At 52.3% G+C, this 21,991-nt stretch carries 16 protein-coding genes; 3 read left to right on the plus strand and 13 right to left on the minus strand.

Going from position 1 to position 21,991, the window contains the following annotated elements; translation table 11 throughout:
* Nucleotides 1-35: 35 nt before the first annotated feature.
* Entirely contained in the window at nt 36-692 is a 657-nt protein-coding gene (locus A3849_RS09815; RefSeq protein WP_074111238.1) for a response regulator transcription factor, read from the plus strand.
* 84 nt (nt 693-776) lie between these two features.
* Here the strand turns inward: A3849_RS09815 and A3849_RS09820 are convergent, their stop codons facing one another.
* The 5 genes from A3849_RS09820 to ftsE form a co-directional block, all read right to left on the minus strand.
* Nucleotides 777-2,096: a PDZ domain-containing protein gene (locus tag A3849_RS09820; RefSeq protein ID WP_372237757.1), complete on the minus strand. Its 1,320-nt coding sequence runs from the start codon at nt 2,094-2,096 to the stop codon at nt 777-779.
* A gap of 101 nt (nt 2,097-2,197) precedes the next feature.
* Nucleotides 2,198-3,667: a S41 family peptidase gene (locus A3849_RS09825; RefSeq protein WP_074111239.1), complete on the minus strand. Its 1,470-nt coding sequence runs from the start codon at nt 3,665-3,667 to the stop codon at nt 2,198-2,200.
* A gap of 120 nt (nt 3,668-3,787) precedes the next feature.
* Nucleotides 3,788-5,101 carry a murein hydrolase activator EnvC family protein gene (locus tag A3849_RS09830; RefSeq protein WP_074111240.1) on the minus strand — a complete coding sequence of 438 codons (1,314 nt, stop codon included), beginning with the start codon at nt 5,099-5,101 and terminating at the stop codon, nt 3,788-3,790.
* Between the two features lie 62 nt (nt 5,102-5,163).
* Nucleotides 5,164-6,078, minus strand: a complete 915-nt coding sequence (ftsX, locus tag A3849_RS09835; protein ID WP_074111241.1) for a permease-like cell division protein FtsX — start codon at nt 6,076-6,078, stop codon at nt 5,164-5,166.
* The gene (gene ftsE, locus A3849_RS09840; RefSeq protein WP_074087436.1) at nt 6,068-6,754 is read right to left on the minus strand and encodes a cell division ATP-binding protein FtsE; all 687 of its coding nucleotides are present in this window, start codon (nt 6,752-6,754) and stop codon (nt 6,068-6,070) included. Before ftsE ends, ftsX begins: the two co-directional genes overlap by 11 nt.
* Before the next feature lie 317 nt (nt 6,755-7,071).
* Here ftsE and A3849_RS09845 point away from each other — a divergent pair, with 317 nt between their 5' ends.
* Nucleotides 7,072-8,496 (plus strand): VanW family protein, encoded by a 1,425-nt coding sequence (locus A3849_RS09845; protein WP_074111242.1) that lies wholly within the window; start codon nt 7,072-7,074, stop codon nt 8,494-8,496.
* A gap of 133 nt (nt 8,497-8,629) precedes the next feature.
* Here the strand turns inward: A3849_RS09845 and A3849_RS09850 are convergent, their stop codons facing one another.
* The 8 genes from A3849_RS09850 to A3849_RS09885 all read right to left on the minus strand — a co-directional run bounded on the left by A3849_RS09850 (nt 8,630) and on the right by A3849_RS09885 (nt 17,054).
* Nucleotides 8,630-9,235: a DL-endopeptidase inhibitor IseA family protein gene (locus A3849_RS09850; RefSeq protein ID WP_074111243.1), complete on the minus strand. Its 606-nt coding sequence runs from the start codon at nt 9,233-9,235 to the stop codon at nt 8,630-8,632.
* 162 nt (nt 9,236-9,397) lie between these two features.
* Nucleotides 9,398-10,015 (minus strand): type 4a pilus biogenesis protein PilO, encoded by a 618-nt coding sequence (gene pilO, locus A3849_RS09855; protein ID WP_074111244.1) that lies wholly within the window; start codon nt 10,013-10,015, stop codon nt 9,398-9,400.
* Nucleotides 9,996-11,621: a pilus assembly protein PilM gene (gene pilM / locus A3849_RS09860; protein ID WP_074111245.1), complete on the minus strand. Its 1,626-nt coding sequence runs from the start codon at nt 11,619-11,621 to the stop codon at nt 9,996-9,998. The genes pilO and pilM overlap by 20 nt, the downstream gene beginning before the upstream one ends.
* A 15-nt stretch (nt 11,622-11,636) precedes the next feature.
* Nucleotides 11,637-12,386, minus strand: a complete 750-nt coding sequence (locus tag A3849_RS09865; RefSeq protein ID WP_074111246.1) for a prepilin peptidase — start codon at nt 12,384-12,386, stop codon at nt 11,637-11,639.
* A 76-nt stretch (nt 12,387-12,462) separates the two neighbouring features.
* A complete protein-coding gene (locus tag A3849_RS09870) occupies nt 12,463-12,954 on the minus strand; it encodes a type II secretion system protein (RefSeq protein WP_083613428.1) in 492 nt (163 codons plus the stop codon).
* A 133-nt stretch (nt 12,955-13,087) separates the two neighbouring features.
* Nucleotides 13,088-14,293 carry a type II secretion system F family protein gene (locus tag A3849_RS09875; RefSeq protein WP_074111247.1) on the minus strand — a complete coding sequence of 402 codons (1,206 nt, stop codon included), beginning with the start codon at nt 14,291-14,293 and terminating at the stop codon, nt 13,088-13,090.
* Nucleotides 14,293-15,342 (minus strand): type IV pilus twitching motility protein PilT, encoded by a 1,050-nt coding sequence (locus tag A3849_RS09880; protein ID WP_074111248.1) that lies wholly within the window; start codon nt 15,340-15,342, stop codon nt 14,293-14,295. Before A3849_RS09880 ends, A3849_RS09875 begins: the two co-directional genes overlap by 1 nt.
* 47 nt (nt 15,343-15,389) lie before the next feature.
* The gene (locus tag A3849_RS09885) at nt 15,390-17,054 is read right to left on the minus strand and encodes a GspE/PulE family protein (protein ID WP_074111249.1); all 1,665 of its coding nucleotides are present in this window, start codon (nt 17,052-17,054) and stop codon (nt 15,390-15,392) included.
* A gap of 356 nt (nt 17,055-17,410) precedes the next feature.
* Here A3849_RS09885 and A3849_RS09890 point away from each other — a divergent pair, with 356 nt between their 5' ends.
* Nucleotides 17,411-21,967, plus strand: coding sequence for a collagen-binding domain-containing protein (locus tag A3849_RS09890; protein WP_074111250.1), 4,557 nt, complete (start codon nt 17,411-17,413; stop codon nt 21,965-21,967).
* Nucleotides 21,968-21,991: the final 24 nt, after the last annotated feature.

A 21,991-nucleotide genomic window follows, 5' to 3' on the forward strand; every position in this document is an offset into this window, starting at 1 on the left:
CACAGACCATTCTGCCTAAAGGAGACAGGCCTCTTATGATCAAAGTAATCATTGTTGACGACGATTCATTTATCCGCGAGAGTCTCAAGGTGCTCGTTGCACTGGACCCGGACATTGAGGTAGCAGGTGCTGCCGGAGATGGACATGAAGCCCTCTCATTGCTGAAGCAGCTTCCTCATGCTGATGTGGTACTGATGGATATCCGGATGCCCCACTGCGACGGTGTCGAAGGTACAAAATTAATTAAGGCATCCTTCCCGGCGGTTTCCGTACTGATGCTGACGACCTTTGACGATGACGAATACATAATAGAAGCGCTGCGTAACGGGGCGAGCGGGTATTTACTGAAGAATATTCCGCCGGACCGGATCATCCAGGGTATCAAAACTGTGCATGAAGGCAATCTGCTCATTCATCCCGACATCGCCCGCAAGCTGGCTGGTTTTCTGCAGCCGGCTGCACGTCCGAAAGAGGCTCCGGCCCGGACACTGGCATCGTACGGACTGACCAAGGCCGAGCTGGCTGTGGTATCCTCGATTGCAGAAGGCCATACCAACAAGGAGATCGCTGCAGAGCTTTTTTTAAGTGAGGGAACGGTCAAAAATTACATCACCGATATTCTCAGCAAGCTGGGCCTCCGTGACCGGACCCAAATTGCCATCTTCTACTGGAAGAATCAGCGGGAACTATAATTTCGAAAAAAGGCCTGTGCGCCCTGAATATCAGGAAACACAGGCCTTTGGCTTGGTTCGATGGAGTATGCATGTGTAAAAAGACTAGAGGCCGGCGGATTCCTGGTTGGGCTCTGCAGTTTCGCCTTTGGCACGTCCCAGCCTCGCTCGCGGCTGGCTCCGGCGGCCTTCTCCAGTCTTCATGGAGATGATACTGAAGATACTGGAAGGCTTAGCCTCTGCGGTGACCGAACCGTCCGGCTCCGGTACCAGTATGATGCCGAGCTGATGATGGTCGCCATCATAGATCGCGCGCTGGAGGTATTTGCTCTCGCCTTCGCGGTTCTGCACCTCCAGCTTGCAGAACGCGGGATTCATGCGCAGCGCCTCATGCAGCTGCGCGGCTTCGGTCAACAGAACCCCGTTGACCTTCAGCAGGATCTCGCCCGGCAGGATGCCCAGCTCCTGCGCGGGGCTGTCCGGCAGCACGGCCAGCACCTTGCGGCCGGCTGCGGGATGCACGAAGATGGGGCTTAGACTGCGCTCCTCCAGAGCGCTGTACCAGCCCAGAGCTTCGTGCAGCAGCACCGCGGCGAGCGCCGCGAGCACGGTAAGCGGGCTCCACCAGGCGGCAAGCCCGCTTAACGCCAGCAGGACGATGCTGTACAACAGCAGACGTCCTGCTGTGCGGGCGCTCTTACGCCCGGGCAGCATGCCCTGGGTCATCTCGCTGAAGCCGATGATGACCGGCAGGGACACTAGGCCCAGCCCGCCGCCCAGCAGCGGGTGCCAGGGCAGATCTCCGGTTCCTGCACCCGAAGGTATCAGCAGGAACAACGGCAGCGGCCAGAAGGCCTGCAGCTGATAGCCGCCAACCACTTTACCGCGCTTGCCTTTGAGAAAGAGCGGCGTGGCCAGTCTTGCGCCTTGCCACCGCGCCAGCAGCGCTTCGGCCAGATGTAGCAGCGCGGCCAGCACCAGCAGTGCGGGGATATCCATCTCACGCAGCGCGGTGGCGATGGTACCTGCCGGTCCGTTCTGCAGGATACCCGGAAAGAACGACAGGACAAATTGGATGATTCCAAGCAAGCCTATGGAATAGGCAAAGCACAAATAACGGACACGAAAAAGCATAAGCACCAGACTAGTGACCCAAATACAGGCCACTGCTGTACCCGTGAGAGAAATCCCGAGGGCCACAGCTGCAAGAGAAACAATGAGACCCATAACGAGGCCACTCCATACCGTACGCCAGGTCTCCTGCCCCCAGCTGTGCAGCTTCACATGGATTAGCTTCCGTTCAAGCGCTATCTGTCTGCGGTAATAAACCGCAATAAAAAGGATCGCAATATAGTAATAGGGCTGTATCAGCAGATGTATCACTGCTGTGCCCCAGCTTGTAAGCAGTTCCGGCATTTCATTCAAACCGTTCGTCACACTCCTTTACGTCCGGGTGGTGATGATCTGCAGCGTGTAGCGCTCAGGCCTATTAAGGTTTTAAAAAAAGAAGGCTGGAATCAGCCTTCTTACTTTTTCGACGACGATGCCTGAATTTCCTTCTGAACCTCGGCAATTCCCTTGTTCAGCTGATTGTCATTCACCGGGTCCTGAATCACTTTGATTAGCGCGAGTTCCAGAGCTTCGGCGGTCTTGGCATCAATGCTGCCGGTCACCTTCAGCTTGGACGCACTCTGGAATTTCTTCACCGCATCCTTCGTTGCGGAATCGAAATATCCGTCCTTCCGTCCAGGCTTGTAGCCCAGACCGTCCAGCATCGTCTGTGCGCTCTTAACATCTGCGCTGTTCATGTTGTATTGCAGGGTTACGCTTTTGTTAATTGGCGCTACTGAGAAATAATCCGGCTGGGCCACCGCAATATCCGGCTTGATGCCCTTGCCGTGAATCCATGTGCCGTTTGGCGTCAGCCATTTGGCAATGGTAATCTTCAGCAGGCTGCCGTCACCAAGCTGCTTGTCGAAGCTGGTCTGGACTGTGCCTTTGCCAAAGGAGTTTTCTCCGATCAGCTTAGCTCCTGCAGATTGCTGCAGAGCTCCGGCCAGAATCTCCGAGGCACTTGCGCTGCCCTTGTTCATCAGCACGACAACCGGATAATTTTTACTTGAGCCAGCAGACTTGCTAACTTCAGTGGGCTTGCCTTTCTGCTCCACCTGAACAATCGCTTTGCCCTTGGCCACGAATTGCTCTGCCATCTCAATCACCACCGGCAGTACACCGCCCGGGTCATTACGGACATCGATGACGAGTCCCTTCATGCCCTGTTTTTCCAGCTTGCCAAGCTCTTCCTCGAAACGCTCGGCAGTATTCATGGAGAATTGGGTCACTCCAATGATACCTACGCCATCCTTACCAAGCTTGGCGTATACTGTTTCCAGCTTCACATCGTCACGGGTAAGTACGAATTCAAGCGGCTCCGCAGAACCGGTACGCTGAATCTTTAAGGTAGCCTTGCTTCCCTTGGGCCCGCGGATTTTGGCTACCGCAGCATTCAGCTCCTTGCCTTCTAGCGTTTCCCCATTGACCGACAGAATCACGTCTTTGGCCTGGAGTCCGGCTTTCTCGGCGGGAGAACCCTTAATCGGGGATACGATGACGACCTTGCCGTTATCCGAGGAGACCTCCGCTCCGATTCCAGAGAACGAGCCTTCAATGCTCTCCTCGAACTTCTCAGCGGTTTCCTTGCCCATATAATTCGAATACGGGTCGCCCAGTGCCTCCATCATTCCATTGACGGCACCGTCGATCAGCTTCGTCCGGTCTACGTCCTGGTAATAATAGCCTTCTATGAGGCTCATCGCGGTTCCGAGCTTCTGCGACTCTTTCTCCTGCAGGCCGCCAGACGGCACGACCGCTGCTGCCGCACTTTCACCCGCAGCTTGTCCGAATATATCCGCATAGCCGGTGACGCCCAAGGTTAACAGGCTGCCGCACAGCAGGGCGGCGACGATCATGAACGCCGCTGTGCTTTTCTTCAACATGATGTTCCCACCGTCCCTTCTTGTCCATCTTATGAAGCCCAAGACACAGCCGTTCTGCAAAGAACGGTATCTCTTCCAGTATATGCCGCAAAGTTAATTAATATTTATTAGTCCTTAAAATCACAGGTAAGGCATCGGATCCACCGGTTTGCCGTCAATCCGTACTTCAAAGTGCAGATGCGGACCGGTGACGCGGCCGGTTGCGCCTGACTCAGCGATGGTCTGGCCGCGCGACACCCGGTCACCTACACTAACCTTGATACCGCCCTCGCGGATATGACCATAAAGCGTCCATACCCCGCCGCCATGGTCGATCACTACGGTATATCCATAACCGCTCCACCATTCAGCCACAATGACCGTACCGGAGTCAGCAGCATGAATATCCGTCCCTTGCGGAACTGCAAAATCCGTACCGGTATGCATTTTGCCTACTTCACCCGTGACCGGATGTGTACGGACCCCATAGGGTGAAGAAATCCGCACCGATCCCACAGGAAGCAGGAATGGCCCGCCTCCACCGGCATATTCAGAGGACTCCCCGCTGCTGTCCGAGCTTGAACCTGAATCGCGGCTGTCTGCCCGGGCTTTGGCGGCCGCGGCTGCGGCGGCGGCTCTGCGTGCAGCTTCGGCTTTGGCAGCGGCTGCTTTGCGTGCAGCTTCCTCCGCTCTGATCTGGTCCTTCTTATTCTCAAGCAGCGAACGCTCGCTGGCCAGTTGCACCAGCTTCGCATCCTGCTCTTCCGTAAGACCGTCCGACTCCTGTATTTCCTTGTCATAGTAGGCGATAAGCTCCTGCTTCTCCGCTTCCTTATCCTTCAGCACACTGCGTTGGGATTCCAGATCCGTATACAGCTGCTTGGCTTGGGCGTATTGCCCTTCGAGCTCCTGTTTCTTGGCAATGACCGTCTGCTTGTCCAGCTTGTGCTGCACCAGGAGGTCCTGATCCTGATCCACAATCATTTTGAGCGAATCCGCCCGGTCCAAGAAATCGGAAAAGCTTGTCGAAGAGAGCAGCACATCCAAGTAGGAGACTGCACCATCGGTATACATCAGACGGACCCGCGATTCCAGCAGCTTCTCACGGGACGCTACACGCGCCTCCGCCTCATCCAGCTCATTCGCTGTGACCGTAAGTGATTCTTCTGTGTTGGCGATTTTGCCGGAAATATCCGTCATTTGGCCTTTAACCTGATCAATTTGATCCAAAACGTATTGAAGGTTAAGATTCGTCTTATTCAAATAATGCTTGGCTTCCTGGTTGCGTGAAGCCGCCTTATCCTGCACAGCCTTGGCATCCTGCACCTCTTGCTGCAGCTGCTTCAGCTGCTTGTCGATTTCTGCGACCGTGGTTTTTTTGGCATATCCGTCAGAGGGTTGGAATAGCGTGACAGCCAGCAACACTGCGGTCAATCCGGCAGCAATCTTCTTCAATTCGCACTCCCCGTCCTTTGTCTTGTATGATAATCAGCTTCACCTTGATGCTGGACCAGACACTATACTTTCAGGAACTTGCGGATCGACACGGTACTTCCCCACACACCGATCAGCACGCCCAGGCCAACGAGCAGCCCGCAGAGCAGAACCCAAATATCTTCGAACCGGATCAGCTGCAGCCCCAGCATTGGATCTCCCTCCACGGAAGCCACGAGACTGCTGTAGCCTACATAAAGCGCTCCTGAGGTGACCAGCGAACCGATCAGTCCAATCAGTGCTCCTTCAATAAAGAAAGGCCAGCGGATAAAATAATTCGTTGCACCCACCAGCTTCATAATCCCGATCTCCTTGCGGCGGGCAAGAATCGTAACCCGGATGGTGTTCGAGATCAGGAACATCGACATGAGCGCCAGTCCGGCTACAAAAATAAACCCGATGTTACGTACCGCCTTCGTCACTTTGAAAAGTGTTTCTACTGAGCCCTTGCCATAATTCACCTTATAAATCGGCTGTTCTTTATGAGTTTTGTTGAGTGCTTCTATCTTCTCCGCCACAAACGGAACCGTTGTCGGCTGAATAACCTCTACCAGCAGCTTGTCCGGCAGCGGATTGTTGTCTTCATCAAAGCCTTCCAACAGCTCGGCGGCATCCGGTCCCATATCCTTACGGAAATCCTTCAGCCCCTGCTCCTTGGAGATGAACGTCACCTTGCTCACCTCCGGCATGCTGCCGATTTCATTTTCCAGCGTTTCACGCATCTTTTGGTCGGTATTCAAGGTGAGATGCACGTTGATCTGCACCTGGCTGTCCGCCTTGTTAGCCACAGCGTTGACATTAAGCACCAGCAGTATAAAGACACCAAGCACGAATAGGGAGACGACAATGGATGTAATGGAAGCCACCGACATCCAGCCGTTGCGGAATACGTTTTTGAAGCCTTCCCGCACATGCCGCAAGAAGGTTTTAAAACTCATAACCATATTCCCCTCTCACTTGGTCTCTGACAATATTTCCGTTCTCGATAGCCAGTACACGCTTGCGCATTTTGTTGACGATATCCCTGTTGTGTGTTGCCATAACAATGGTTGTCCCGCGAAAATTAATTTCGTCCAGCAGCTGCATGATTCCCCACGATGTCTCGGGGTCCAGGTTACCCGTAGGCTCGTCCGCAATAATGACGGCAGGGTTATTGACAATCGCCCGGGCGATGGCAATACGCTGTTGTTCCCCGCCTGACAGCTGCGAGGGCTCACGGTTCGCTTTGCTGCGCAAGCCGACTAATTCGAGCACTTCAGGGACACGTTTCCGGATCACCTTCTTCGGAGCTTCAATAACCTCCATCGCAAACGCAACATTCTCATAGGCTGTCAGCTTCGGCAGCAAACGAAAATCCTGGAAGACTACCCCGATATTCCGGCGGACATAAGGAATTTTGCGCGGCTTCAGCTTGCCTATATTGAACCCGCCTACCGAGATCTGACCCTTGGTCGGCGTTTCTTCTCTATAAATTAATTTCATAAACGTTGATTTGCCGGCGCCCGACGGCCCGACGACGTATACGAACTCATTGCGGTCGATCTTGACGGATACGCCTTGAAGCGCATGGGTTCCGTTCGGATAGGTCTTCCACACATCCTGCATTTCGATCACTTCATCACTTCCCGATTCTGACATATTCCGCTGCAAACCGCAGAAGCTTCCATAAACTGCATGAATACCGCAGGCGTATCTATTGTAACAAATCCGTTACTGCTTGAGTACCCGAAAGTTTTTCGGATATCGCACATATACATTAAAAGAGTCCGTAACCACCTGAAAAACTGTATCTCTTCGAAATATATAACAGGTCTCTCTTCGCCGGTTCTACCTATTCATATATATCGGCTATAAAGACCGTTCGTTAAGCCTGTTACCCCTGGCCTGCGCCTTCGTTAGCGCAAAATCCGCCCAACAGAAGGAGAACATTCATGAAAATAATCCACGCCGCCCTCAGTACGGCAATTGGCCTGCTCCTGGCTGGCTCACTTATTGCCGGAGGACTTCATTTATATGGCAATCAGCACACACTGCCCCCAAAAACCCTTTTGGCTGGCTGGGATGTCGGAGGCAAAGAGATTGGCGAGGTTCGAACCGGACTTGCTGCCAGGCTGAAAATGCTGGAGGCGCTCCCCCTCGTGCTGAAAGCACAGCCCAATGCCGAACTGCCAGTTACGCTACAGCGGGCTGGTATAACGTATGAGGCAGAGGATTTCCTCCATGGACTGGACACGCTCACCGGGGGAGGTCTGCTGGATCGGGTACGCGCCCGCTGGGGCTTTTCCCGCAGCTGGGAGCTCAGGGTTCATCTGGACCTTGCTGAGCTGCAGAAAAGTCTGAGCCCGGCCTGGGAAAAAGAAACCTTCGGGGTTCCCGTGAACGCTGAGCGGCGCATCACCGCAGATGACCGTGTAGTGTATACGCCTGAAAAAACCTCCTATGAGGTGGATTGGCATGCGCTGGAGCTTACCCTGCAGGCAGCAGTTCCCGTGTCACTCCGTAGTGCCGACAGCCTTACGGGCAAGCAGATCCTGCTTGAAGTTCCACTTACCACCCAGCAGCCGGAGGTCACGCTTAGGGCACTGAAGGAGCAGGGCATTGAGCGGAAGATTTCGCAGTTCAGCACCTCCCTCGGCGCCAGCGGACCCGGTCGCACCTTCAATGTCGAGGCTGCCGCTCAGGCGGTCAACGGTACCCTGCTTCCTCCTGGCGCTGTTTTTGACTATGGTAAAGCCATCCAGAAGGCCCAGGCAGAGACCGGCTTCCGCGAAGCGCCCGTCATCGTTAACGGCAGGCTTCAGCCCGGTACAGGCGGGGGCATCTGCCAGGTATCCAGCACGCTGTATAACGCTGCACTTCGTTCAGGCCTAGAAATCGTGGAGCGGCGCAATCATTCCCTGCCGGTGGGCTATCTGCCAAAAGGGCAGGATGCCACCTTCTCCGAAGGCAATATCAACTTCCGCTTCCGCAACAATACCGGAAAATACCTGATGATCCATGCTGCTGTCCAAGGGCGCGCCTTAACCGTGAAGCTGTTCGGCACGTTCCCGAAGAATGTAACCTTCCTTATCCAGTCCCGGACCGTAGAGGTGCTTGTACCTGCTGACAAATACGTGAGCGACCCTTCACTTCCGCGCGGCGGCACCCGGGTTCTCCAGAACGGAAAAACCGGCTATATCGTTGAAACACACATCACCCGACTCGTGGACGGCAAAGCCGTAGAGAAGAGGCTTCTCTCCCGTGACACTTACTACGCGCAGAAACGTATCATCGCCATCAACCGGGGCGGCATGGGCCAGTCCATCCAGCCTGATTCCCGCAGGCAGCCCCTGGTAGAGGATGGGGTGCGGGGGTGAATGGAATGGGGCGAATGGGACATGAAGTACTTGCTGCTTGCTGCCGGGTCTCCTGCCTGCAGCAAAAGACGGCCCGGACATTCAGGGTCCGGCCGTCTTTTTGGAAAGATAAGAACTTATAGGCCTCTGTTCATCAGAACAAGGTGTCCGGGGACATGTCAATTCTCCAATAACCGTTCACCTTCTTCAGCTTCACTACTACGCTTTCGTTGGGCCCTTGACCGTTCGCCTGGGGGACACTCAACTCAAAGACAGCAGTGGTCGCCGTCTTCGACATCATATGGGCAGTCGCCTTATCATACCGCAGTGAATTGTCCACATCCGCATTCACCTGCGCCATTCTTCCGCTCTGCTCCATAAATTGCGTCTGTACATAAAACGCTGCCGCATTGTGCGTATACGCCCGTTTGATGTAGTTCATCAACTTCTGTCTGGTCCCAAGATCACTGGAGAGAAAGCGGTATTCCATCCCGTGATACTGAAATGTCTCCGGCTGATACGTCGTGCCCCCGCGATTGGAATATGTATACAGCGCCTTGGCATGGACCAGCAGCGGAATAATGCTCTTCACCGTCAGATTGCTGATCGTTCCCGGACCTTCCTTGCCTAACGCGGATACCGCTACCGACTTCACCCCTTCCAACCCGAATGAAGGCGTTGCCGCAAACACTCCATTACCCGCCGATACCAGACCCAGGGATAGGGCTAGTGAACCGAGCAGCACTTTTTTGTTCATCATCAGAAATTCCTCCTTAGAATTATGCGATAAGTACTCTATACCTTACGGCAGCTTGTAAGCTAAAATACCCCATTCATAGCCGGATGAAAACGGAAGGATCGCTGATAAAAGCAAAAAATCCGCCCCCCATTAACTGGAGGACGAATCCTGGATGCTTAGGAATTATTCAGTTGGATCGCCTGCCGCAACTTGCTGCCCGCTGTTAAGAGCTTCCGGCGCTTCCTCGTAGTAGGCAGTAAAGGTGATATTAGCGGATATGATACTGCCGGATGACTGCTGGAAACTGAAGGAATCCACATTTATAATGCGGGGCAAGAGCTGCAGCGCAGTCATCCAGTTACGGACACTTGCATAATCCCCTTCTACCAGCGCTGTCATTTTTAACTGTTTCACCGTAGGAAAAGCGGCTTCGGATGCGCCCGTCATCTCCTGTATCCGATTGCCCGCACCCACTGCAAAGCCGATATCCTTAAGCCTGGCATTCGTAAGTGTACCGATGGATCTCAGGTCCAGAATAAGCTGTTCACTGTTATCGCCGCGTGGAAGCTGTGCGAGCAGTGATTCCTGCTCCTGATGATCGGCAGCGGAGCTTTTTAGCTCATTGATTTTATTTTGCAAAAGTCCGTTTTGCTGTTCAAGCTGGGACATCTGCAAATTTTGTTCCTCAATGGTATGGTTTGTCGGACGGATTCCAAGGATAAAAACCGCGAGCAGCAGCAGAAAGAGAACAAGAACGCCAAGCACAATAGGCGAACGATATTTATTGATTTGTTCCATCATCCTCCGCCTCCCCTTGATTGTTCTGTTCAATGCCCTTCTCCGGATTCCCTTTCGCCAGGTTCACCTTATACACAGCTGTGTATGATTTAGTCAGTGATGCAGAAGCTTGTGAATTCTCCTTCATATCTCCTTCGCTTAACTTCAATATAGAAGCCTCCACGCTAAAAGACATTTTCCGGAGGTTCGCCAAATAGAGAGAAGCATCCTCCATTGCAGGCACGTTCACTGTTAAATCAATGGATGTCAGATAGATATAATTGATTGTCCGGAGCGAACTTCCCTGTGGAAGCCCCTGGGCCAGCTCGTTCAGTACAGAGACGATATTCAGCTTGTACTTCAAAATTTCATCGATGGCTGCTTTACGGTCAAGCTTTACAGAACCGCTATTATTGAGCTTGCTAAGCTCCAATTGCATCATCGCACTCCGGTCCTTCAGTCCCTCAAGCTGCTCTGCCTGATCGCTGATCCGGCCCTTGTTGGAGGCAAAATAGATCCCTGTCCCAATGGCCCCCAGCAGCCAGATCCCCGCCAGCATCATGGCCACATACGGGAAAATCCGCGCTTCGCGGTCTTCTCTGGGTAAAAGATCAATATGCCGGATAGCGCTGCCGAGCGCGGCCCCTGTAGCAACCCGGTAACTGTTCAGCTCAGCATCCTGTGCCGCTTCCGCTTCCAGCTGATCCAGATGGACCGGAACGATCTCTTGCTCATTTAAAGATTGGCGCAGCTCTTCATGAAGCTGTTTTCGTACCGTTGAAGTACCTGTAATCACGATATTACCGATTCGCGTACTGCCGTCATGCAGACTGTATTGATAGAAATTCAACATCCGCGAGATTTCAGCCGTAATCTCAACCATCTGCTCCGGCGATAGACTTACTTCCGTTTCTTCTGCAACCGCCGCTGCTTCAGCTTCATACACAGCCATATCCGGGGTAAAGGCTGTCTCTATTCTGCCCTGTTGCAGATCAGCCACATTAATCGTTCGGATAAACACGGGGTTGCCATCCCGGAACATATATATGTCCAGCATTGACCGCTCCAGATGGATCAGCATCGTTTCTGCGAATGTCTCTCCGTGAACGAGATGAATACTACGGGCTAAGGCAGTGGCCGATATTTCGACAGTGCGTACCCGTAGGCCAGCGCTCTCCAACAGATCAATATACTGCTGAATCGGCAGCCGCGGCGCCGCAAATACAAGCAAATGCGTCTGATCCCCGTCGATGTCGACTCCGGTTGTAACATAATCATAGACAGGGTTCTCAAAGGGCAGGTGAAGGCCAGTCTCGACCTCCAGCTTCACTAGCTGATCCAGCTGCTTCTCATTGGTGCTGGGAATGACCATCTGGCGGATGATGATTTGCGCCGGAGGGATAGCCAAAGACACCTTCGCCCCCCGCAGCCCCTGCTGCTTCACCCAAGGCTTGAGGACACCCAGCAGCGCCTCGCTGTCTGCGATCTGGTTCTCAACGATCATGCCTGGAGGCAGAGCCAGAGTCCCTTTTTTGCGGACCTCCCATGTCTTGTTGTGCTTTAAGCTGATATAGCGGACCGCAGATTCCTCAATGGATATCCCGATCGCCCGATGACCTGGTACAAGCATGTGATATTGATCCTCCTAACCGATAAACGAGAGATACGCGCCGATGATGTCCGAACTATACACAAAAGCAAGCAGGGTGCCTGTCACCAGAAAAGGCCCAAAAGGCACATGCTGTTTTTTGCCGATAACGCCAACTAGCTGTAAACATCCTCCCACCGCAGCACCGAGTGCACAGGCTATTAGAAAGGCTACAATGACATCTTGCCAGCCGATAACCCAGCCCAGCAGCGCAAACAGCTTAACATCGCCCATTCCCATGCCGCCAAACAGAGCCAACAGCAAAAGAATTCCGCCGCCGCACAACGCGCCAAGTAAATGATCCCAGAGTCCCCCCTCCCCCATCCAAGGCACCAGCACAAGAAAGAGAGGCAGAAAAAAGAGCAGCACTTTATTGGGAATCAGCATGTATTTCAGATCGGCTACCGTAATGATGACTGACAGGCTTATCAGAAGCAGCCCTGCGATTCCCTTCAGCGTAAGCCCCAGCTCCAGATACATCCACAGAAACAGTAGCCCGGTGGCTGCTTCCCCGAGCGGATATACAGGAGATACCTTCGCCCCGCAGTGACGGCATTTCCCGCCGGATAACAAATAGCTGAATACCGGAATCAAATCCCATGCGCCAAGCCTGGTATTGCACTTAGGACACCGCGATGGCGGATGAACCAAGGATTCACCTACCGGTACCCGCAGACCCACAACATTAAAGAACGAGCCGAGTACCAGGCCAAGCAACGTAATATAGCTTGCGATTATTATAGTCATAGGGTGTAGTTCCCTTTCGGGGATTGTGAAAAAGGAACCGGAATGGGTCCGATTCCTTTTGCAGAAAATATTTCAGTTATTTTAATTTAGTTTTTAATATCTGTTCTTTAGTGAAAGTTAAATTCTTATTGGCCGTTATCAGAGTTACGGCAGTAGTAGGATCTAGATCTCCACTTGTATATTTCACAATCCCCCCAATTATATTTTCTTTAGTGCTTGGCAGCACGAGTGGATTTTCCAAAAAGTTCATGTGCATAAGTCCTGTTGCGGGAGAAGCAGCGGTTGAACCGGAAGCGGCTACGGCAGCTGTGCCAATTATCGGGATATCACGAGTTCCTGGATTACCATCTAATTCTGTTGTTACATACATGCGTGCCGCTTCATAGGCTTGTCGGGCAGTAGCTAAGTCTGCTTTATCTCCAGTATTATTGATAATTCCACTAATCATAGGAATCGCAATCACCGCAATAATGCCCAAAATAACGATAACCGCCAAAAGCTCAATCAGCGTAAACCCTTTTTGATTTTCTTCCTTGCTGAGTCTTCTTTTCATTGCCTGCACCAACATTTGATTTCCCCCTTGATATTTAGTAGTATGTTGCAACAATTCCCCCATCTTCGAGCACCAGCAAAAACTCTTGAGACTACGCGCCGTCCTCCCCGGCGTCCCCCCTCTCCATATGTACAAGGAAGCGCAAAGGTCACATATTGCTATATAGACTGAACATCGGCAGCATAATGGCTGCCACAATAACTCCTACCACACCTGCCAGAAAAGCGATCAGCAGCGGCTCCAGCAGTGACTTCAGCCGGTCGACCGTGTTCTCTACATCCATTTCGTAGAAATCGGCAACCTTGGACAGCATTGTGTCGAGTGCCCCGGTCTCTTCTCCGATGGCGATCATCTGTGTAACCAGCGGCGGAAACACCCAGGCCTTCTTCAGCGGCTCGGAGAGCGGGTTGCCCTGACGCAAGGAATCGCCAGCGCTGCGGATGTACTGTCCAATTACTTTGTTGCCCGCCACCTCCTCCACAATCGCCAGCGATTGCAGAATCGGGACAGAGCTGGCATAGAGCGACGAGAACGTGCGGGTGAACTGGGCAATCGAGCCTTTCTGATTCAGCTTGCCGAACACCGGTACCTTCAGCTTGGCATAATCAATCGCATACGCCCCCCGCTCCGTCCGTTTAGCCACCTGGAAGGCAGTTATCAGCAGCAGCACGCCCAGCAGCCAGAAATACCACTGACCCTGAATACTTTTACTGAGGGCCAGCACCAGCTTGGTAATCGCCGGCAGCTCCGCATTCATCGACTCGAACATGGTGACGAACTGCGGCACAATCGCCCACAGAAGATATATAACTGCCCCTATAGCCATAATTCCGACGGTTATAGGGTAGGTTAGCGCAGATTTGATCTTCTCAGTTGTCGTGTGCTGCTTCTCAAAGAACACCGCGAGCCTCTCAAGCGTACCTTCCATATTGCCGGACTCCTCGCCTGCACGAATCATGCTGACGAACAGCGGAGGAAAAATTTTCTTATGGTCCTGCACCGCCTGGGAGAATGAAATCCCCCGCATCAGGCTGGAGCCGACATCCTGCAGCGCTTTGCGCAGCGGTTTGCTCTCCGTTTGTTCTGCCAGAATCCGGGTACCCTCCAGGATGGATACCCCGGCACGCATCAGCGTGGCGAACTGGCGGCAATAAATAATGAAATGGATCGTCTTGACCGGCTTTCCGATATAGAGCTCCATTTGCAGAATTGAGGTCTTACGCTCCACCAGAGAAAATACGGTCAGGCCGCGCTTGCGCAGCTCCTCCATCGCGGCCGGCTTATCTGAAGCAGTCAGCTTGCCTTTGATCGGCCTGCCTGCGGCAGTTTTTACCTGATATTCAAACAGAGCCATCAGGCGTTCACCTCATTTATGTATACTTTGGCCACTTCCGGGCGAACAAGCCCCTGTGCCAAATAGTCACGGATGCTCATCTCCAGCGTATGCATACCCAGCGCACGGCTCGTCTGCATGACATTCTTGATCTGATGGGTCTTGTCAGTGCGGATCAAATTGGCAACAGCCGGAGTATTCACCAGTATCTCCGTTGCGCACAAGCGTCCCCGGCCGCCGGCTCTTGGCAATAATCGCTGGCTGATGACAGCGAGTATGACGGATGCAAGCTGGGAGCGGATTTGCCCCTGCTGCTGTCCCGGAAAAGCATCGATGATCCGGTCAATCGTCTGCGGTGCATCTGTTGTGTGCAGCGTGGCAAGCACCAGATGTCCTGTTTCTGCGGCTGTGATGGCCGCAGCCATCGTCTCCAGATCCCGCATCTCCCCGACAAGAATCACATCAGGGTCCTGCCGGAGTGCGGCACGCAGTCCGCTTGCAAAGCTTCCAGTGTCACTGCCCACTTCCCTCTGGTCCACCAGGCATTTGCCATGCCTGTGAAGAAACTCGATGGGATCTTCAAGGGTAACGATATGCTTGCTCTCCGATTGGTTAATGGAGTGGATCATAGCGGCGAGCGTAGAGGATTTTCCGCTGCCCGTCGGGCCGGTAACCAGAATGAGGCCTTGGGGTTTAGTCGCCAGGAAAGCCAAAAGTGGAGGCATGCCCAATTGTTCCAGAGAAGGAATCTCTGCCGGAATCGACCGGGCAGCAATGCTGATGCCGCTGCGCTGCCGGTAGACATTCACCCGGTATCTGACCCCATTATCCAGCGGGAAGGAGAAGTCGATCTCTCCCGCCTCATCAAAAACCCTACTATGGCGCTCCCCCATCAGTATTCCCGCCATAGCCGCTGACTCCCCGGATGTAACAAGCTCTCCTTCAATGGGATGAAGTTTGCCGTCAATCCGTATCACCGGCGGAGAGCCTACAGAGATGTGCAGATCAGAAGCTCGGGAAGAATATGTAGTGTGCAGCAGTTGAACTATGTCTCTTGTCGATGTCGGCATGGTCTTCCTCCTCCCTTAACACTCTCGATGAATCATCCAAGTTCAAATTAGTGGGACACTGTTTCGCGCATAACCTCCTGAAGCGTGGTCATGCCTTGCGCAACCTTGAGGAAGCCGTCATCCATCAGCTGCACAAGCCCATGCTTCCGGGCAGCCCCCTTCAATTCTTCGACCGGGGCCATGTTTGTAATCAGTTCCCGCATAGAGTCATCAATCGTCAGCACTTCATGGATGGCGATGCGTCCGCGGTAGCCCGTCGTATTGCAGCTGCCGCAGCCCCGGCCGCGGTGCAGGCTTTCTGCCGGCAGGCCATGCTTACGGAGCACTATTGCCTCCTGTTCGGACGGCTTATACGTTTCCTTGCAGTCATTGCAGATCTTACGGACTAGCCGCTGGGCGACTACACCGATCAGCGAGGATGCGATGAGATACGGCTCGATCCCCATATCCCGAAGCCTGGAAATGGTGCTGATGGCGTCATTGGTGTGCAGCGTCGACAACACAAGGTGGCCTGTCAGCGAGGCTCGAACCGCAATCTCGGCGGTCTCCGTGTCGCGGATCTCCCCAACCATGACGATATTCGGGTCCTGCCGCAGAATGGACCTTAGCCCGGCCGCAAAGGTCAATCCGACCGCAGGATTGACATGAACCTGATTGACTCCTTCCAGCTGATACTCCACCGGATCTTCAACAGTAATAATATTGGCGCTTTCCACATTAAGCTGGTTCAGTGCAGAATACAGGGTCGTCGTTTTGCCGCTGCCGGTGGGTCCGGTAATTAGCAGAATGCCGTAGGGCCTGGCGATCATTTCCCTGAAGGCGGCCGCATTCCGCTCGCTGAAGCCGAGATTTTCCACCGTTTTGATGCCTGAGCTTAAATCCAGCAGCCGCAGCACGATTTTCTCCCCGTGCATGGTCGGCAGCGAGGATACGCGGATATCGACCATTTTGTAGTCGAACTGCATCTTGATCCTTCCGTCCTGTGGCAGCCGCCGCTCCGCGATGTTCAGCTTGGCCATAATCTTCAGCCTGGCTGTAATAAAGCCCTGCATCTGCTTCGGAATTACCCGTTCTGTCCGCAGCGATCCGTCGATCCGGTAACGGATCGTAAGATGGTTCTCCCCCGGATCGACATGAATATCGGAAGCACGCAGTGCAACGGCTTGCTGGATCATCTGGTTGACCAGCCTGACAATCGGAGAATCCTCATCCGTGATTTCGGTTTCTTCAATTTCTTCCTGGGTCGGCAGCTCCACCATCATCTGGCTCATCGAATCACGCATGCCGTAATGACGGGCTATGGCCCGCTGCAGCTCATCCCGGGTGGAAATAGCTGGTTCAATCCGAAATCCGGTGCTCATCCGCAGGTCTTCAATAGCGAAATAATCCAGAGGGTCAGCCATGGCAACCATCAGTTTGCCGCCCTCCTTCATAAAAGGCAGAACCTGATAGCGCTTGGCCATGCTCTCCGGAATAATCTGCGTAATGGCCGGATCAATCTGATACTTGAACAAGCTGACATGTGGAATACCGAGCTGAAATTCCAACACTTCAATGAGCTGTTGTTCGGTAATGTAACCTTGAGAGATCAACAGGTCACCGAGCTTGCGTTTGCTCTTTCTCTGTTCGCCGAGAGCCTCAACCAGTTGTTCCTGAGAGATGATCCCGTTCTCTACCAGCAGATCTCCAAGTCTTTTTTTTATGATTGGCAACGTCTGCTCATCTCCACACTATCTAGTTTTAGTTTCCAATCAGATACGCACGGTAACATAGTTTCGAGGAGGAGTAGTTCTAAATCACTACTTCTCTTCAACAATAGGTGAAAATATGTAATTAAGTAGGATTCACTCAACAAAAATAAGTATACATTGCCGAAAAATAGTTCCAATTACTTAAAATATAGGGTATTTTTTCATAGATAATTATTGCCTATACATGTAAATTGTCCTAGAATGATATATAGCATATAACTGTTTTTTTTACAATTCGGATTTCCATTTCCGGTCAATTTCATACAAGATTCGTAGTTTATAGTATGTTCAATCTATTATTCGGGGGGAATGGGCAGATGGAATTCATAAGACGGAGAAAATGGATCTTTATCCCTGGAATCGTACTGCCGATTCTTTTGATCGCCGCATTTATTCAAGGTTATGTATTGCCGGTGAATGCTACCGACAATCATTATTCAATCCGTATTCTGGAGATTACCGATCCAACCAGCCCGAGCCTGAAGCTGAGTTCTGCCGACCTTTTCCCCCTAAGCGAGCTGGACGCTCTGCATAATCAACCCAACGTTCAGATCGACACCATGACCATGAAGAGGTTCGTCTCGCTGCGTGAGAACTGGGACGGCAAATATGATGCTGTCTATATCGGCAAAGGCGATTTCAACACAGCAAAAGTCAACAGCACGGGTAGCAGCAGCAGTGATGCCCGAAGCAAAGCCCATAACACCACAAGTGTGGAGAACGACATCACTCTTCTTAAGGCTAAGGAAATAACCGATTATTATATCAACAAAGGCTTATATGTGTTTTTCAGAAACGAGACTTTCGACGCGCAGGAATCATCTGTTGCCAAACAAGGCCATTTGTATGCCTCCTTCAATACATACCGTACAGCATCAGGCTCCAAATCCAATGTCGTTTTCCTTCCAAATCTGACTGGTCTGAACGCCTTTACTGATAAAATAATAGACGCCTCCTCACCCTATATTGCCGGCCTGACCCAGCGGCCAAGACTCACGCTGACCAATAAGACGAATATTGTAAGCTACCGTGATAAGCCTGATCATGTCTACGTATCCGGGGACACTCTCAGCTTCGATGTCAAGCTGGACAATGTTTCCGACTTCACGCTACATCCCATAAGGGTCCGCTTGTTCATCAATGTGGATTCTTCACTGCCCATGACCGAAAGCAATGTCGTCGCTACCGAAATGATGACCTCTTCTTCGGGTACAATCCGCTACAAACTGCCGTCAACCTATTCAGGACCGCTATACTGGAAAATGGAAATCAGCGATACCCTTACCGGATTAAAGGATTTCGACGCAGATGTTATCCGGTACAGAGGGATTAAACCGGAGATTCATGTTCTTCAGGTTATGCCTGCTGACAAACCGGACAGCAACCTGCTCAGCACGACCAATAAGAACATGACTGCTTCCTACTTATCTAATACCGATTACGAACTGAAAATCACTGTGCTCGACATGAAGGGGTTCAACACCTACATCGCCCAGCATATCAGCGCCACGGACCGGACCTCCGGTCTGAACGGCAACTACGATATGATCGTATTTGGCTTTCAGGATATGTACGACCGCGTAACCACACCGATGTTATCCCAAGCTGCCGCCGATGCGGTCAAGGCCTTTGCTGAAGAAACCCGGCAAAGCCTGATGCTGACGCATGACACCATTTTCCGCGAGGTTGATGCGAATCCGGCTACACCGGCTTTGGACCCATACGTGGAGAGTACCGTCAATGGCGTTAAGAACTACAATTACTGGAGTTCATACTTCCATGACATGGTCGGACAAGCATTACCAAGGACTTACCTGGGCGGTCAGGCAGTCAATCCTTCCACCTCAGTCGTGCCCGTTAACGAAGGGCTTTTGACACAGTATCCTTTCGATCTAGGCAGGGTTGCCTTAAGCTCAAGCACGGGACGGTACACGGTAGCAACGACTCATGACCAGTTCTTCCCGCTGAATCTGGAACGGGCCGACGTCATTCCCTGGTACAACATTTCAGGATCGAATCGGGATACCGATGACAGCTACAACCATTTCTATACGTATTCTGTAGGTAACATCACCTTTTCCGGTACGGGCCATACCAACAAGAACTTCCCCCAATGGGAGCAGATGCTGTTCGTAAATACAATGTACCGTGCCTTTACCGGAGCCAATCACGCTCCCGAAATTACAGTGGCCATGCCGCAGGATCACAGCACCAAACCGTCTTATCAGAACAAGCTTGTTGTCAGCTATACCGTCAATGACTGGGATCTTAGTGATAAGAATCTGATCACTGGTATCAAGTTCAAGGCAGGTAATGAATACTTGCCTGATTATGCGATGGCCGACAAGACTGTGCAGTCCGGGGAGACGGTAACACAGACCTTTAACAATCCGCTGCCCACCGGTGGTGCTCTCCAAATTGAGATTACGGCAAGGGACAGCCAAGGAGCTCTGGCGACCCAAACAGTGAATGTGGCGGTAGAATACGTGGAGTCCAAACTATCCCTCAGCCGCACCGTTTCGTCGGACACGGTGGAACGCGGAAAAGCTGTGACCCTTGCCTACACAATCACTCCCAACCCTATCCCGGCCTATACTGTACCAAATGCTGAGGCCAGCAGCCAGTTGATCATTTCAAATATCGGGTATTCCGAGAAATTCCCGGCCACGCTGGAGTTTACAGAGCCTCTGCCGGCAGGAATCACCAAAAGCGGCAGCCTTGCGGAGGGATACACACTAACGGGGAGCTTCGCTGATATCAGGTATGGATTATCCAGGGATGGAACAACTTTTGAGCCCGAGTCCAGCCAGCCTGTCACATTCAACCTGACCGTTGTCCCAAGTGAGAAGCGCTCTTATGACCTGGCTGAGTGGAGTTCAAAATTGACGTACAATGAGGTACATTCCGTCAAGACGGGGGGAAGTACTTCGGAGGTATTCGATTCCGTAAGTACACTCAGCAATGAATATAACGCGTTCATTTTAGGAAATGTGAATTTGAGGAGCACCAGCACGGAGGGACGTATCGCCGCGGCCGGCAATGCAGAGTTCACCAGCTACAGCCTCAATGGACAAGGGGGCACCCGCAGTAATGCATTGGTCGTCGGAGGGAACTTTATCTTCAACGGAGGAAACGGCGCTGCCATCCGCGGGAACGTCACCTATGGGGGCACCTCGGCCATTACGCCGAACAATTCCGTTACGGGTACCGTAACCCAAGGGGCTCCCATCAACTTCGCAGACAGCCAGAAGCTCCTGCTTCGCCAGTCCCAGGCCCTTGGTTCTTTAACGGCAAACGGCAGTGTGGACAGCTATCTTAATTTTACAGGTACAGATAATAATCGGAATGTTTTTGAGGTCAAAACGAATGTATTGAATAATATAAAAATCAAAGCTCCCCAAAGCTCGACCGTTATCATCAATGTACATGGTGAATCCGTCTCGGTTTCGGGCGGGTTTGATTTAACGAATATACAGAGCAGTCATATTATTCTCAATTTTCCGGAAGCCACATCCATAACCATCAACGGTGTTGGAGTCCAAGCAAGCGTGCTTGCTCCTGTAGCCAGTGTGCAGTTCGATAATGGTCAGCTTACCGGAACCCTTATCGCCAAAGAGCTGCGTACCAATAACGGAGGTTATCTGCGACTCGGGGCATTTACCGGGACTCTTCCAGAGGTAGTTAAGGACCCGGAACCTGTCTATCCGCAGAAAACAATCTACTTTAATCCGGCAAGCTTCAAAGCGATTGTTAAAGTAACAGGGCTCACCCTGCAGAATGCGCGGATTAATGTAGACACTGAACTGGGGATGAAACCCATGGTCACGGTCCTCCCTGACGATGCAGACAACAAGGATGTCTTCTGGTTATCCCTCAATCCCGAAGTTGCTACAGTTACCGATGAGGGAGTAGTGAAAGGGCTTCAGGCGGGTACCGCCACTATTCAAATTAGGGCAAGAGACGGCAGCGGCATCACGGCAAGCGCTTCTGTGGAGGTAATTTCTCCCGACCTTAACATTATCGGTTCCAACACAGCTTATGTGGGGGAAGAGGCCCGCTTTGAAGCTCTGTACAGTACCGCTGATGAGATTACGGGGTATGAATGGAAGATCAAACCGGGAAGCGATACCGCCGGGGCAGATCTAGTGGTATCTCCCGATTCACCTTTGAAGAACCATGCTTTTCTGGTGGCTGATCACTCCGGTCAGGCTACGCTCGTGGCACAGGTCAATACCAACGTCTCGCCTGCCGGGGCCGCCACCAAAGAGCTTACGGTGACCTTCACGAATCCGGTACGCCAAATCAGGATTGATGGATTATCACTGGTCAACGTCGGGCAGCAAATCCCGCTGCAGGTACGGGTAATTACGCCAGCCAATGCAGATCCTGCAGTCTACACCTGGAGTCTGGAAGGCGACGGTGGAACCTACGCAGAAATAATTAGCGGCACGGACACCAGCAGTATTCAACTAAAAGGATTAAAGGTCACCGCTACAGACCACCCTATCACCGTTAAAGTTACTACACCGGGACCGGTGCCGGAACAACCGGTAACGGCCACAGCTACCCTTACCGTTGGTGCCAGATTAACCGGTCTTAACCTGCCGGATTCGATTAGCATTGGAGTAGGGAGTGAGAACTCACACAACTTATTCAATACCCATGAACTTACCCTGTTCCCTGAGAGCATGACACTGGCAGATATCCAGGGCAAACTGGAATGGACGAGCAGCAACCCGGCCGTGGTGACAGTACAGGACGGACTTATTACCGGACTCGTCAAAGGCTCTGCCTTCGTCACCGCTGTCTATAAGGACGATCCTTCCATTCAAGATACCATTCTGGTCAAAGTCACCAATGAAGACCGGTATTAAGTAACCACACCCAAACACCCCCCT

It is taken from the genome of Paenibacillus sp. P46E (assembly GCF_001909095.1).
Classification (GTDB): domain Bacteria; phylum Bacillota; class Bacilli; order Paenibacillales; family Paenibacillaceae; genus Paenibacillus_AQ; species Paenibacillus_AQ helianthi.